Here is a 14,476-nt window from a genome sequence, read left to right on the forward strand (position 1 = left end):
TGGTTTAATCTGATTTACGCTCCTGCGTGAACTGCGCGGATGACTAAGTGGCGATGAAGGGCATGGTGGTGGATGGTGTCCAACCCGGGGATCGATTACGAAGAATTGCTTCCACACTTTGACATGTGGGATCCCGCGCACGAGAAGATCAAGTGGGATGTACTCGCGTACGCCCGCGAAAAATGCCCTGTCGCGCACACTGATGCCGACGGCGGTGGCCAGTACATCGTCTTCCGCTACGAGGATGTGCGACGAATCCTGGAAGATCCATACACCTTCTCGTCGAAGGGTGTGGCGCCTCGGCCATCTCCGGTGGGACTGAACCCACTGGACGCCGATCCGCCCTATCAGCCTGATCTGCGCAAGATTCTCAACCCCCTTTTCACCCGCACCTTCCTGACGAAGTTCGAGCCTGAACTGCGCAAGAATGCAGCCGAGTTGATCGATGGATTCATTGGCAACGGTCGGTTCGATTTCGTCCGGGAATTCGCCGGGCCGTTCGTCGGAAATGCCTTGTCCCGCGCTGTTTTCAACGAAGACGACCCCGTGCGAATGGCGCACGCCCAAGACGTGGTGGTCCGCGTCGCGGTCGAAGGAACCGACGAGGCCTACGGCGAACTTGTTGCGCTGTCCGTGCAGTACCTCGCCGAACAGACGGAAAACCCCAATCCGGCCAACGAAGTGATGAACGCCATCTCCACCGGCACCGTCGAAGGCGGTAGACACCTGACCGAGATGGAGCGACTCGGCGTCGTGGCCGTGCTGTTCCTCGGAGGCCTGGATACCACGCGGGGTGCGCTCGGCGGTATCGCCCATCAGTTGGCAATTCATCCCGAGTTGGAAACGCGGCTCCGCGACCCTGCCTGGATCCGCCAGGACATGGATGAGCTCATCCGGCTGACCTCGCCCGTCGGCTGTCTCGGACGAACGGCCACCAAGGACGTCGAAGTCGGCGGATTGCACATCAAAGCGGGCGAGCAGATCCTGGTGCGGTTCGACTCGGCGAACCGCGACGAGACGCACTTCGAGGATGCCTCGCACCTGAGGTTCGATCTGCGTCGCGGCGGCCATGTGGGGTTCGGGCTCGGGTTGCACCGTTGCCTGGGAGCCCATTTCGCCAGAATCCAGATCGCGATCGCCTTCGACGAGCTCTTCAAACGGATCACGAACTTGCGCCTCACCGACCCCGAGGCCGAGGTCCATTGGGCGGCGGGAATCGCGAACGGCCCGGAGAGTTTGCCCTTGGTTTTCGACGTGGTCCAGTGACGCGGAGGTAGACGTGTGAACTTCCTTCCGGGGGAGGATGCCGAGGAGCTGCGCGCGGTGGTGCGCGACTTCCTCGACAAGCATTCGGATGAAACGTCGGTGCGCCGGTGCATGGAGACCGAGATCGGCTTCGACCCGGCCGTCTGGCGTCGCGCGGCCGACCAGCTGGGGCTGCAGGGCCTGGCAATTCCCGAGCGATTCGATGGCAGCGGTGCGACAGCGGTCGAGCTCGGCGTGGTGTTCGAAGAGATGGGCGCCGCGTTGTTCGGCGGGCCATTCCTGTCCAGCGTGGGCATGGCTGCGAGCGCTCTGCTCGCGCTGGATGACGACGCTGCCGCCGCTCGATGGTTGCCGGGAATCGCCGGCGGCACGACCATCGCGACCCTGGCGTGGTCGGGCCCAGGCCCCGCGGACAGTACGTTGGCCGCGGCAAAGCGCGCCGGCCAATGGGAGGTATCCGGTACCGCCGCGATAGTGGTCGACGGGCTCGCGGCCGATGTGTTGTTCGTCGCCGCCCGCAGTGCAGCGGGCCCGTGCCTGCTGGCCGTCGGTGGTGATGCCGACGGGGTCCAGCGCAAGACGCTGAGCACCATGGACACCACCCGCAAGCTGGCTGAAGTCACCTTCGACCACGCGCGGGCTGACCTGCTGGGCGTCGATGGTGGCGCCGCAGACGCTCTGCAGCGCAGCGCGGACCTGGCGGCCCTCTATCTGGCCGCCGAACAACTCGGGGGTGCGACACGGGCCCTCGACCTCGCGGTGCGGCACGCCGCCACCCGGGTGCAGTTCGGCCGGGCGATCGGCTCGTTCCAGGCCATCAAGCACCGCTGCGCTGACATGCTCGTCGATGTCGAATCGGCGAGGTCGGTGGTTTACCACGGCTTATGGACGGCCGTGCACGATGTGGCCAACCTGTCGGTCGCAGCCAGCCTGGCCCGCAGCGTGTGTTCGGACGCGTATACCCGAGTGGCGGCGCACAATATCCAGATCCACGGCGGTATCGGGTTCACCTGGGAGCACCCGGCGCATCTGTATCTCAAGCGCGCCAAGAGCTCTCAGCTGTTATTCGGATCCCCGTCCAGCCACCGCGCCCGGCTTGCCGAATTGCTCGACATGGCTGGCGCGTCCGGACTGCCGGCCGCTGAAGGCACCTTCAACGAGACGGAGCCCGGTGACCCGTCGCCTGAAGTCGACGCGGTCGAAGAAGCTGTTGCTGATTTTCTGCGGCGACACCCGGTCACCGATCCGGCTGACGGCGAATCGGATCGCGCGCTCCGTGAAGCTCGCTTCGATGACGGACTCGCGGTCGTGAGCTTTGCCTCCGGGTATGGTGGGCGCGGCCTTGACAGCTCGCTGCAGTCGGTCGTCGATCGCAGGTTCGCTGCTGCGGGTTGTCCGGATCATCAGGCGCGCAATGTAATCGGGCTGGGGATGGCTTTGCCGACCATTCACGCGCACGGCTCTGAAGAGCAGAAGCGCCGCTATTTACGCCCCTGTTTCTCCGGCGAGGAGATCTGGTGCCAGCTGTTCTCCGAGCCGGGCGCCGGCTCTGATCTGGCCGGGTTGGCGACCCGTGCGGTGTCCGTCGGCGACGAGTTCGTCGTCAACGGCCAGAAGATCTGGACGTCGCTGGGCCACGTCGCTCGGTTCGGGCTGTTGCTCGCGCGTACCGATCCCGAAGTTCCCAAACACAAAGGGCTCACGTACTTCATCCTCGACATGCATACGCCGGGCGTTGAGGTGAGGCCACTGCGTCAGCTCACCGGTGAGGCCGAGTTCAACGAGGTGTTCCTGACGGACGTCCGCATTCCGGCGGCCAATGTGCTCGGTGAGGTCGGCGGGGGCTGGCGAGTCGCAATTACCACTTTGGCCAGTGAGCGGAACGCCATCGGCGCGCGCACCACGCCCCGCGGGCACGGGACGATCGCCCGAGCCGTCGCGACTTACCGTGCGGCGGCCGCGGCCGGGCGGGTGACGGCCGTCGCCACCGAGCGGCTCATGCTGCTGTGGGCGCAGGCAGAAGCCGCTCGCCTGACGAATGTCAGGGCCGCGCAGGCCGGCCGGGAAGCCGGGCCCGAGGGCTCGATCGCCAAGCTGCAGATGGCCGAGCTTAATAAGGCGATATTTGAGTTCGGCGTTGACATTTCGGGCACGGCCGGACTGCTGATCGACGGTTACGCAGAGACCGCGCCGACCGCATCGTCGGCGTACGGCGGCGACGATGTTCGCAAGGCTTATCTGCGCTCGTTGGCCAACTCCATCGAGGGTGGAACCTCGGAGATCCTGCGCAACATCCTCGGAGAGCGCGTTCTCGGCCTGCCTGGTGAGCCTCGGGTCGACACTGGCATCCCGTGGCGTGCGACGCGACGTTCCTGACCCGCGACTTCACAAACCAAACAATGTATGGTTACGATGCTGTGGTCGCCACGACCAGGAAATGAGGGACGCGATGCGCAACATGCGGAAAGTGCGCTACTTATGACCGCCGAACTAGTCTCGGTTGAGCGGTCCAAGTACCGGCGGACGCCCTATCTGGTGGTGTCGACCGAACGGGCGGCGCGCAAGGACGTGTATGGGACTATCGGCGATAACGTCGTGCGTCAGGCCCAGCTACTGCGTGGGGACCGTGACTCCGACACCGTGATCGTGGCGTCGCACCCGATCGGCTCGCCGGCCTACCTGCCGTTCTTCCCCGAGTTGGCGCGGACCGGCCTGCATGTCATCGGCTGCGCGAATCGCTACACGTTGGGCGACTCGGCACTGCAGATGGAAAACCATCTCCTCGATGTCGGCGCCTGCGTGCGCGACGCCAAAGAACGGCTTGGATACCGCAAGGTTGTGCTGGCCGGATGGAGCGGCGGCGGCTCACCGATGATGGGCTACCAGGCCGAAGCGGAAAAACCTAGTATCACCCAGACCGCGGCGGGGGAGCCGACGCCGCTGGCCGAAACCATGCTGACGGCCGCCGACGGCGTGATGCTGCTGGCCGCCCCGCGCAGTCGCCACCGGCTGCTCACCGAATTCTTGGATGCCTCCGTTACCGACGAATTGGTGCCCGAGCGAAATCGCGACGCCGAGTTCGATCTCTACGATCCGGCGAACCCGAATCAACCGCCATACTCGGCGGATTTTCTGGCCGCATACCGGGACCGGCAACGTGAGCGCAACCGTCGGATCACCGCGTTCGCTCAGGAGAAGTTGGACGAATTTCGTCGGAACGGCCGCCCACACGCCGAGCACGCGTTCGTCGTACACGGCACCATGGCCGATCCTCGCTGGCTGGATCCGACCATCGAACCCAATGGACGCCGGCCCCGCTGGAGCTACCTCGGCGATCCCGAGATCGCCAATACCAGCCCGGGCGCGCTGATGCGCTTCACCACCGCGCGCAGTTGGCTATCCCAGTGGGGCCTGGACACCGCACAGGTCGACGCAGGCGACGCCGCACCAAGGGTGTCGGTTCCGATCCTCATGATGTGCAACGGCACCGACGACGCCGTGCCTACCAGCCACCAAGAGCAGGTGTTCGACGCCATCGGCCACCAGGACAAGGAACGCATCGATCTGGTCGACGCGAACCACTACTTCACCGGCAACGACCAGCGCTCCCACTTGTCAAAAGCCGCCGATCACGTCCACGACTGGATGCAGCGGCACGGCTTCGCCACTTCCTGACCGACCCTTTCTACTCCTACAGGAGGCCAACATGAATTTGAGCTTGATGACGCTGGGGGACGTGGTCACCGATCCTGTCACCGGTGCAACCGAGACCGCGGCCGAACGGCATCGCGGCATCGTCGAAGCTGCTGTGGCAGCTGACGGCGTCGGTTTCCACGGCGTCCATATCGGCGAGCACCACGGACTGGAATACACGACGTCGGCACCGCCGGTGATCCTGTCGGCGATCGGCGAGCGCACCGAGCACCTGCGACTATCCACCGCGGTCACGCTGGCCGCGAACCTCGACCCGATACGGGTGGCCGAGGACTATGCGACCGTGGACGCGTTGTCCGGAGGGCGCTGCGAGGTGGTCGCTGGACGCGGCAATTTCTTCGTCTCCACCTACACGCTGTTCGGCAACCGATTGGAAGACTCCCACGAGCTCTTCGCCGAGAACATCGAACTGCTCACCCAGTTGTGGGCGGGCAAGAAGATCGACTGGCCCGGATCGCGCCACCGTGGGCCGATCGACGACTTCGTGCTTCAACCCGCGCCGGTCGGCGCCGTACCGTTGTGGATCGGCGGTGGCGCCTCGGAATCGTCGCTCGAACTGGCCGCCCGACTCGGTCTCGATCTGATGCTGCCCTCGGCGTTCGGCAATCCGGAGATGTTCAAGCCGGTGGTCGAAAGCTACCTGGAAAAGTTCGCCTCGTACGGCCACTCGCGTCAACCCCGGGTCGGCGCCTGCTGGCATGTCAATGTCGCCGAAAGCAGCCAGGCGGCCAGGCAGCGGTGGGAACCGCGCTACCACAACTACTTCGAGCTGATGAAGACCATCATCTGCAGGGTCAACCCGGACCCGCCGCCATTCATCAAAAAGCCGTTCGACTTCGAATTCCTCACCACGCGTGGCCCTGCGATCGTAGGTAGTCCGGCAGAGGTCGCCGACCGGCTCAACACCTGGGCACAGCTGTTGTCCAGCACCACCAACCTCATCTACATCGACATGGGTGGCCAGCCCGCGGGCGAATTCCGTGAGATGGTCGAAGTCATCGGTAGCGCGGTCATTCCGCAGCTTGACTGACGACGCAGCAGGACGGAGATTATGAGCGTTCACCCTCTGGCTTCTGACCCGGTCAGCTATCACAGCCGCAGCAGGCCGCACGCACCCGCGCTCGAGGACGTCACGACCGGAGAGGTCATGACGTGGCGCGCGCTCGACGAGGTGGTTGGAGGTCTGGCCGGCGCGCTCGCCGACGACCTGGGGGTTGCTCAGGGCGATCGGGTGGCCGTGCTGGCGAACAACGACCCTTGGGTGCTAGCGGTGCAGTTCGCCTGTATGCGACTCGGCGCGATCTTCGTCCCGCTGAACTTCCGACTGGCTCGCCCGGAACTGGAATTCCTGTGCACTGATTCGGATCCGATCGTGTTGATCCACGACGCCGGCATGCGTGAGGTGGCTGTCGACATCGCGGCGGCGGCCGGGATCCCGCGGCTGGCATCCTTCCCCGGCGTGGCCGGAGCCGACGAGTCTGGCGTTCCAGCCGATTGCGCGTACGACATCGTCGCCGGCGCTGCGGCCGCCGCACCGAGAGCCGCCCGCCCAATAAGCCGCATCACCGATCCGGTGCAACTCCTCTACACCTCAGGAACGACCGGCCGGCCCAAAGCGGCGATCTGCACCCATCAGACGTTGCATTACCAGCTGCTGAACTCGGTGCAGCCCTACGCACTGTCGTCGTCCAGTCGTTATCTGGCGGTGTTGCCGTTCTTTCACGCGGCCGGTCTCAACAGCATGACGAACCCGGTGCTGGCACTGGGCGGAACGGTGGCGGTAGTACCCAGATTCGATCCGGTCGGAGTAGTCGAGTTGCTGGCCGACCGGGACAGAGGTTTCACGCATTTCTCCGGGGCGCCGGTCATGTATCAGATGATGAGTGCTGTTCCCGCGTTCGCCGACGCTGACTTCAACCACATGGTGCACGGTCAGATTGGCGGCGGCTTCCTGAACTGGGAGGTCACCACAGCCTTCCACGATCGTGGGTTGCCGCTGAGTGTCGGTTACGGTTCCACCGAGATGGGTCCGATCGTCAGCATCGTTCCGCCCACGGCCACGCTGACGAAGTTCGGCTCATGTGGACTTCCCGTGCAGTACACCGCTATTCGGATTGTCGGGCCCGACGGCGAGGACGTCGCGCCCGGCCAGACCGGTGAGGTGTGGGCGCACGGCCCGGCCGTCACGCCGGGTTACTGGCGCCGCGACCGCGACGACACCTCAGCATTCGCGGGTGAATGGTTCCGCACCGGAGATGCCCTCGTCCAAGACGAGGACGGGTATTTGACGATGGTCGACCGCTATAAGGACATGTACAAGTCCGGAGGCGAGAACGTGTATCCGGCCGAGGTCGAGCGCGTCATTGCGGAGCATCCCGACGTGGCCGACGCCGCGGTCATCTCGATCGCTGACGAGCGCTGGGGCGAGGTCGGTCGCGCGCTGATCGTGCCGCGGCCCGGTGTGCAACTCGATACGACGCCCATCGCCGAACACTGTCGGACCCGATTAGCCAAATACAAGGTGCCCGCCGACTTCCTGGTCGTGGAGCCGTTCGAACGCAACGTCACCGGCAAGATCCCGAAAGCCGAGCTGAAGCAGAAGTACGGTTCTGGACGTTCGACCGTGGCGTCGGCACAGCGGTGACGACCGAGTCCGACGAATCACCGCGACAACGCGGACCGCTCCCTAGTGCGAGAGCCATCGTGATGACACCGCCGTTGCGGTGCTCAGCAGCGGGTACGGCGTTTGGTTAAGCTGTCAGCAACATCGTGGGAGGAGCACGCATGGCTCGACCGAAGGTGGCGCTGATCTCGCGGCGGAAAGTCTTGGAGACGGCCCTGGCCATCATCGACGAAGACGGACTCGAAGGGCTCAGCATCCGTAGGTTAGCCGACGCCCTCGGAGTCAACGGAGCTTCCCTGTATCACCACTTCGACAACAAGGATGAAATCCTCATCGGCGCAGCGGAATTCGCGCTGGCTGACGTCCGCGCTCCGGAGGAATCTGACGACCACTGGCGGCATTGGCTGCCCGAAAATGCCCGGAAGTTGCGTGCCGCGCTACTCAAGCACCCCGCGTTGGTCCCGCTGATCGTCGGCAAGCGCTCGCTCGGAATGGGGGCTCGCATGCTTGATACTTCGGCGCAGCGGTTGGTCGAGGAGGGCGTTCCGGGCGCGGCGGTGATGCCCTTGCTCGATGCTCTCGAGCTCTTCGCCATCGGCAGCGCCTTGCACGAAACGCAGGGATACACGCCCGAGAGTCGGCACGACATCGACGCCGATCAATATCCGGCGTTGGCCAAAGCATTGTCGGAACGTGGACTGTCCTTCGACGAGATCTACGACCTGGTCACCAACAGCATTCTGGACGCGATCGACACGGCGGTGAAGGAACGTCAGGCACGGTGGTTGCCTGCCGCCGAGCTCGGTAAGCGCGCCTAGCGTCACCGACCAACGAATGCCGGTTTGGCGCCCGGCCCTCGCGACAGCATGGTCTGTAGCCCGATCGCCGCGTCCTCGCTGATGAGAACCGGTCCGGCCAGGTCCGGGGTGATGTCGTCGGCGGCGGCCACGCCGCGATTGCGGGCCACGGCGATGATCTGTTTCGCAATCGCTGTCGCGACGGTGGGGCCAGCCGCCAATTCATCGGCGAAGGCGCGGGCCTGGGTGAGGAGCTGGTCGGATGGCAGGACCTTGTCGACGACACCCCACTCGCGCAATCGCGACGCGTCGTAGGTCCGTCCGGTGTAGACCATCTCGGTGGCTCGTGCCACGCCGGCGCGCGCGACCAGGCGTTGGGTGCCGCCCGCCGCCGGCGTGATGCCAACGGTGGCCTCGACCAGGCCCATCCCGACATTTTCAGCCGACCAGATGAAGTCGCATGCCAACGCCAGTTCCAGACCGATCGTGAGGTTGAGCGCGTGGACGACCGCCACCGTCGGTATGGGCAGTTGCTCGATCCGGCGGACCAACGTGAGTAGGCGCCTGCTGAAATCCGCGCCGGCCCGGTCGTCCATGACGGTGAATTCCTGGACCCGAACCCCCGCGCAGAAAACCTTGCCCTCGGCGCGCAGCAACAGAGCGCGGATGTCGCTGGGCAGCTGGCCGAGGATCGCCTCGAACGCCTGGGCCACGTGTGGGGTGAACAAGTTCAGCTTGGGCGCTGCCCAGATGATCTCTGCGACGTTGCCGTGGCGCTCGAGTCGAAGGTCCCCGTGCCGGACTGTCATCCGTGCAGCTTATCGACGTACGCCCACCTTAATCAAGCAGCGATTGGTATTGGCCGTGGACCGTCAATATCCAACGGTGAATCGTCGGCGCGGATATTGGGACTTCTCCACCTCGTCCACCACGGCGACGGCGAGGTCGGCGGCGGAGATGCGCGAGGAGCCGGCCTCGTCGACGATGAGATCGTCGTAGGCGGTTCGGTAGCTGCCCGTGCGCGTCCCGTCGAACTCGATAGCGAGGGGCGGCGAGACCACGGTCCACACGAGGTCCTCGGGGGCATCGTCGATCAGATCATGCAGCGCCGCACGGAATCCCAGTGACTCTCGCTTGGCGACTTCGGGAAAGCTTGGCGTGTCGACCACGTCGACACCTGAGGCCGTTCGGAGGCTGCCCGCACCGCCGAGCGCAATGAGGCGGGCGCCCGCGCCGCCGGCGGCGTGGGCGGCGCGACGTATCAGCGTCACGGGTGTCCGATCACGCTGGGCCTCGTCACGCAGCGCCACCGAGCAGAGCACGACTTCGGTGCCCTGCGCAGCGTCGTCGAGGAATGCGCCGTCGAAGACGTCTCCGATCCGGTGATGTAGGGACGCGTCGGCCGGGGGCAGTCGCGATCCGTCGCGCACCACAGCGGTCACCTCGTGGCCGCGCTCCCGCAATTCATCGCGGATCGGCGCGCCGACCTTGCCGGTTGCCCCTAACAGCAGCACATGCATCAGACGCTCCATTCTGTCCAGGGATTGCTTGCGGTCCTCACCTAACGACGTTAGATTAGCGGTAGCTCGAATCGCAATGCCCTGCGCGGCCGCACATCCGCGAGGGCGCAGCGCGGCGAATGTGGCATCTGCCTCGGTCGGCTTCCGCGCTCCCCCATGGAACGACTCGCGGTGAGGAGTCCCCGATGACCACCGATGCCCCGGGGAGCGTTCGCTGCCCAGCGATCGACTACGACTTCGCCGACCCAACCGTGCAGTCCCACTTGCATGAAACCCTCGCGGCGATTCGGCAGACCTGTCCGGTCGGATGGAGTGATCAATATGGCGGCTTCTGGCTGCTCGCCACCTACGACGATGTGCTCGAGGTGGCGCGCGACCACGAGCGCTACACCACTACGGCAGGCATCATGATCCCGCCAACGGGTGCATCGATGCCGGTCGTCCCGGCGGAACTCGACCCGCCGGAGCACACCCCGTACCGCAAACTGGTCATGCCGTTTTTCACCGCCCCCGCCGTCGCGGCTATGGAGCCGCAGTTACGCGAGATAGTTCGGGACTGCATCGCGGCGTTCTCGGCCGATGGGCACACCGATCTCGTGCAATCTGTGGCAGAGATCGTGCCGTCGCTGGCGATCGGCCTCGCGCTGGGCCTCCCGCGCGAGGATTGGTCGGTGGCGCGCCGCCTGACCGGAAATTTCCTGTCGACGGCGAAGGTGGGCATCGAGGCGAAACGAGCGGCGGCCAAGGAGCTGGAAGATTGGCTCGAAGAACTGATCCGCAGCAGGCGTGCCAACCCGACCGATGACACACTCAGCAAACTTGTGAATGCCCGCATCGACGGTGCAGAGATCCCGCCCCAAATCGCCCTTGGCATGGTGCAACTGACGGTATTGGCCGGACACGAGACGACCGTCCACGGCATCGGAAGCATGTTATTCCGGGTTGCCGCCGAGCCCGGTCTCAAGGACCGCCTGCTCAGCGACGCCACCCTGATGAAAGCGACGGTGCACGAGTCGTTGCGCATCGACCCGCCGATCATTCACATGGCCCGCACCGTCGTCGACGACCACGATCGAGCGGGCGCACGGCTACACCGCGGTGACAAAGTGATGCTCAATTTCGGTGCGGCCAACCGCGACCCGGCAAAATTCAGCGAACCGTTCTCCTTCAACATCGATCGGACGCCGAACCCCCACCTCACGTTCGGGTCCGGGCGTCACAGGTGTCTCGGCGAGCACCTCGCGGTGACGGAGATGTTGATCGTCCTCGAGGAGATCCTCGCGACCATTCCCGACTACCGGCTGTCCGACGAGGGCGGCCCGGCCGATATTGAATGGCGGGGAGGCGGCAATACTCGTGGGCCCGCGAAGCTAGAGGTGGTCTTTACTCCGGTCCCGCGATGAGCGGCTACGAGCATGTGCTGAGCTCGACACACATCGGTCCCGTATTGCTGCGCAATCGGGTGGTCCGCACCTCCCAGGGCAGCGGGCTGGCGGTCAACCAGTTGGTGAGCGACGACATGATCGCGTTCTTGCTGGCTCGGGCCCGCGGTGGGGTAGCGCTCGCATTCGCCGATGTCGCGCAGGTCCACTGGAGTTCGCCCGCCATGCTCGATTTGACCAGCGACCGCGTCCTGCCGGGTCTGACAAAGCTCACCACCGCCGTGCATGCCGAGGGCATGAAGCTGTTTCAGCAGATCTGGCATGGCGGTCCGACCCAGCTGACCCGGGACAGCTCAGCGCCGTGGGCCGCGTCGCACGTTCCCGATCCAGGCCTCGGGATGCTGCCTGTGCCGATGACCCGCATGATGATGGACGAGTTGACCGAAGCCTTCGTCGCATCCGCGCTGCGCGCGCGCGAAGGGGGGATTGACGGCATCGAACTACACGCCGGACACGGCTACCTCTTCTCGAGCTTTCTCTCTCCGGCGACCAATCTGCGCGATGACGAGTATGGCGGGTCATTGGAAAATCGGTCCCGATATCTGGTGGAGGTTCTCCGCGCGGTCCGTACCGCGGTCGGACGGGACTATCCCGTCGGACTGCGAATATCGCCCGACGGTCCGGAGGACCAAACGACACCGTCGCACCTCAGCACGCTCATCTCGATGCTGGAGCGTGAGTCTTTGGTCGATTTCTGGGACGTGTCGCTGGGATCGCATTACGCGCGCGACCTGCTGATCGGCGGCGCGCATCAACCACCCGGATACATGCTGCCGGTCAGCGAACGGATGACCCGCGCGACAACGCTGCCGACGATCGTCGCCGGTCGCATCGCCACTTTGCAACAGGCCGATCAGATAGTGGCTTCCGGCGTCGGAGATCTCGTCGCCATGGTTCGCGCCACGCTCGCCGAACCCGAGCTCATAACCAAGACGGTAAGCGGTCGCGGCGCCGAGATACGCCCGTGTATCGCGTGCTTGCAGAGCTGTGCCGGCGGACTGAACACCCGCGGTCGCGCCATGTGCACGGTCAACCCCGCCGCCGGTCGAGAACTGACCCACGATGACGGCACCATCGTCCGGCACGCGCCAGGCCTGAAGGTAGTTGTGATCGGCGGTGGCCCGGCCGGTATGGAAGCGGCCCGCAGCGCCGCTATCGCCGGTCACCGCGTGACTCTGTTGGAGACGGACGACGCACTGGGGGGACAGCTCCGGCTGGTGCCGCCCACCCGGCCGGAGATCGCAAGGTTGCTCGATTTCTACGAGCACCAGATGCGCTTGCATGCCATCGATGTACGGCTGCGGGCTCCCGCTGACGTCCAGACGGTGCGGCGCATGGCACCGGACGCCGTGATCGTCGCTACCGGCGTCAAGCCCCGCCAAGACGGATTCCAGACTTTGCAGCCGCGCCTGCCGTTGCCCGGAATCAGCACGGTCAGCGTCCACACCGGTTGGGACGTGCTGCGCGGAGCCAGTCTCGGGCACACGGTGTTGATGCTCGACGAGATCGGCCATTACGAGAGCACTGACGTCGCACAACAGCTCGTCGACAGCGGCCGTCGCGTCCTCATGGTCAGCCGTTATTCGCTAGTAGCGGCGAACCTGGAAATGCGGTGGGAAATGGTTGGTAGCCCACTTCTAGCGAAACTTCTGAAGGGCGACTTCACGTTCTTCCCGCGAACGGTCATCCACCGACTGTCACCCGGTTCTGCGGAGGTGGCCTGTTTCGAGGCCCCGCACCGGATGCAACGACTTGCTTTCGACGATGTGGTCTTGATGAGCGGAGGGACACCCGATCGGGCCTTGCAGCAGGAACTCGTCGGAATTTGCCCCATAGTGCGGGTGATCGGGGACGCAAGCTCCCCGCGCCGGCTGGAGGTGGCGGTGGTCGAGGGGCGGCAGGCCGTCGACTGCCTTCACCCGGACTGGATTAGGCCGGTCGCGCGATACGGCTGGGGTGGAAGTGCCACGTGAGCGGTCTCGCCGGGCAGCGTCACTCAGATGGCCGACGGGCGCGGGAGCGAGCGCGGGCGCCGGTCGGTCGTGCCGATGTCGCCGCACGCTTGGCAGCGCGTTGCGTTGCCGGTGCGGATGCCTTGGTCGCCGAGGTGAGACCACTTCGGACCAAAAGTTGCGCGTTGGCCACAATGGCGTCGACGGATCCGCGGCGAGGGTCCCACCATTCCGCAGTCCAGTTCATAGCTCCCATCACCAAGAATCGGGCCAGCTGCGGATCCAACTCGGGGTTGACTTCACCCTCTGCGACGGCGTCGGCGAACAGCCCCTGCCAGATCCGGCCGTAGGCGGCCTCCTCCTTCTTCTGCCGCTTGCTCAGCCGGCTGGGGATCTGTCCTGAGTTCCGGATCGACGCGGTGGTGTAGTCGGAGAGTTCGAGCGCGTGCCGCAGGTGAGCTTCGACCGCGACCATGATCCGATCCATGGGCGCCATGCCGGCCGGCAGTGCGTCCAGCGTCTTCTGTAGGTGCGTGCGCATATCGTGGATCCCGCAATACATCACCTCCTCGATCAGGTCCTCCCTGGACGGGAAGTAGTAATAGATCGCCGGTGCCTGTATCTCGGCGTCATCCGCTACATCTGTCAGCCGCGTCCCGGCGAAACCTTTGACGCTGAGCACACGGGCGGCTGCGTCGAGAATTCGCGCCCGCGTGCGTTGCGACTTCGTGTTCGTGCTGTCAGCGTCGGCCTTCGTAGAAGACGGGTTTCTAGGCACGGTTCAATAGTATTCAACACAAGTTGTAGGCACCGAGCATCGGCAAGAACCCTGCGGCAATGCCGCCCTCTTTTTGCTGACAGCAGCAACGAGCGGAACGCCGGATTCGATGGCCCGAAGAGGCTCGGCGAGGACATGCAGCGTGGCTTGAACCCGGCGAGACCTGACGGATGTCTCGTTGATGTCGACATGGACCGGCGAGACCGGAGCAGTACGCGGTCACTCGCGAGGGCGCAGCGCATCATGATTCATGATGCTGGTCGAACGGTTTTGGTCGTCACCGAGATTTGCCGATATCAGGGCGATCAGCCCGGCTCCTGTGGCCGAGTCATGCACTGTGGCCTGAACTTCGCTAGAAATCTAATCTTGTGTCAAAATCTCCGA

Annotated in this window: 11 protein-coding genes; 8 read left to right on the plus strand and 3 right to left on the minus strand. The window is 64.8% G+C overall.

The window, feature by feature from the left end:
* Positions 1-72: 72 nt before the first annotated feature.
* From W7S_RS08565 to W7S_RS08590, 6 genes are all read left to right on the plus strand, one after another.
* Complete coding sequence (locus tag W7S_RS08565; RefSeq protein WP_014711269.1) at positions 73-1,266, plus strand: cytochrome P450; 1,194 nt, start codon at positions 73-75, stop codon at positions 1,264-1,266.
* A gap of 15 nt (positions 1,267-1,281) precedes the next feature.
* Positions 1,282-3,642, plus strand: coding sequence for an acyl-CoA dehydrogenase (locus W7S_RS08570; protein WP_014711270.1), 2,361 nt, complete (start codon positions 1,282-1,284; stop codon positions 3,640-3,642).
* 102 nt (positions 3,643-3,744) lie between these two features.
* The gene (locus W7S_RS08575; protein ID WP_014711271.1) at positions 3,745-4,941 is read left to right on the plus strand and encodes an alpha/beta hydrolase; all 1,197 of its coding nucleotides are present in this window, start codon (positions 3,745-3,747) and stop codon (positions 4,939-4,941) included.
* 31 nt (positions 4,942-4,972) lie between these two features.
* Positions 4,973-6,010, plus strand: a complete 1,038-nt coding sequence (locus W7S_RS08580) for an LLM class flavin-dependent oxidoreductase (RefSeq protein WP_014711272.1) — start codon at positions 4,973-4,975, stop codon at positions 6,008-6,010.
* A gap of 21 nt (positions 6,011-6,031) precedes the next feature.
* The gene (locus W7S_RS08585) at positions 6,032-7,624 is read left to right on the plus strand and encodes an AMP-binding protein (protein WP_041297809.1); all 1,593 of its coding nucleotides are present in this window, start codon (positions 6,032-6,034) and stop codon (positions 7,622-7,624) included.
* A 140-nt stretch (positions 7,625-7,764) separates the two neighbouring features.
* Positions 7,765-8,421 (plus strand): TetR family transcriptional regulator, encoded by a 657-nt coding sequence (locus W7S_RS08590; protein WP_014711274.1) that lies wholly within the window; start codon positions 7,765-7,767, stop codon positions 8,419-8,421.
* Positions 8,422-8,423: 2 nt separating this feature from the next.
* Here W7S_RS08590 and W7S_RS08595 read toward each other — a convergent pair whose 3' ends face one another.
* Together W7S_RS08595 and W7S_RS08600 are read right to left on the minus strand one after the other, a co-directional pair.
* The gene (locus tag W7S_RS08595) at positions 8,424-9,209 is read right to left on the minus strand and encodes an enoyl-CoA hydratase/isomerase family protein (protein ID WP_014711275.1); all 786 of its coding nucleotides are present in this window, start codon (positions 9,207-9,209) and stop codon (positions 8,424-8,426) included.
* A 63-nt stretch (positions 9,210-9,272) separates the two neighbouring features.
* Positions 9,273-9,920 carry an NAD(P)-dependent oxidoreductase gene (locus tag W7S_RS08600; RefSeq protein WP_238535837.1) on the minus strand — a complete coding sequence of 216 codons (648 nt, stop codon included), beginning with the start codon at positions 9,918-9,920 and terminating at the stop codon, positions 9,273-9,275.
* Positions 9,921-10,105: 185 nt separating this feature from the next.
* On the opposite strand from W7S_RS08600, the gene W7S_RS08605 reads away from it, so the two are divergent.
* Together W7S_RS08605 and W7S_RS08610 are read left to right on the plus strand one after the other, a co-directional pair.
* On the plus strand, positions 10,106-11,323 hold the full coding sequence (locus W7S_RS08605; protein WP_014711277.1) for a cytochrome P450: 1,218 nt from the start codon (positions 10,106-10,108) through the stop codon (positions 11,321-11,323).
* Positions 11,320-13,335 carry an FAD-dependent oxidoreductase gene (locus tag W7S_RS08610; protein ID WP_014711278.1) on the plus strand — a complete coding sequence of 672 codons (2,016 nt, stop codon included), beginning with the start codon at positions 11,320-11,322 and terminating at the stop codon, positions 13,333-13,335. The genes W7S_RS08605 and W7S_RS08610 overlap by 4 nt, the downstream gene beginning before the upstream one ends.
* A gap of 19 nt (positions 13,336-13,354) precedes the next feature.
* Here W7S_RS08610 and W7S_RS08615 read toward each other — a convergent pair whose 3' ends face one another.
* A complete protein-coding gene (locus W7S_RS08615; protein ID WP_245849196.1) occupies positions 13,355-14,092 on the minus strand; it encodes a TetR/AcrR family transcriptional regulator in 738 nt (245 codons plus the stop codon).
* Positions 14,093-14,476: the final 384 nt, after the last annotated feature.

Origin of the sequence: Mycobacterium sp. MOTT36Y, assembly GCF_000262165.1 — a bacterium.
Classification (GTDB): Bacteria; Actinomycetota; Actinomycetes; order Mycobacteriales; family Mycobacteriaceae; genus Mycobacterium; species Mycobacterium intracellulare.

Coding starts and splice junctions, on each gene's coding strand:
- W7S_RS08565 (WP_014711269.1), top strand. CDS start 73: ATGGTGTCCAACCCGGGGATCGATTACGAAGAATTGCTTCCACACTTT.
- W7S_RS08575 (WP_014711271.1), top strand. CDS start 3,745: ATGACCGCCGAACTAGTCTCGGTTGAGCGGTCCAAGTACCGGCGGACG.
- W7S_RS08580 (WP_014711272.1), top strand. CDS start 4,973: ATGAATTTGAGCTTGATGACGCTGGGGGACGTGGTCACCGATCCTGTC.
- W7S_RS08585 (WP_041297809.1), top strand. CDS start 6,032: ATGAGCGTTCACCCTCTGGCTTCTGACCCGGTCAGCTATCACAGCCGC.
- W7S_RS08590 (WP_014711274.1), top strand. CDS start 7,765: ATGGCTCGACCGAAGGTGGCGCTGATCTCGCGGCGGAAAGTCTTGGAG.
- W7S_RS08595 (WP_014711275.1), bottom strand. CDS start 9,209: ATGACAGTCCGGCACGGGGACCTTCGACTCGAGCGCCACGGCAACGTC.
- W7S_RS08600 (WP_238535837.1), bottom strand. CDS start 9,920: ATGCATGTGCTGCTGTTAGGGGCAACCGGCAAGGTCGGCGCGCCGATC.
- W7S_RS08605 (WP_014711277.1), top strand. CDS start 10,106: ATGACCACCGATGCCCCGGGGAGCGTTCGCTGCCCAGCGATCGACTAC.
- W7S_RS08610 (WP_014711278.1), top strand. CDS start 11,320: ATGAGCGGCTACGAGCATGTGCTGAGCTCGACACACATCGGTCCCGTA.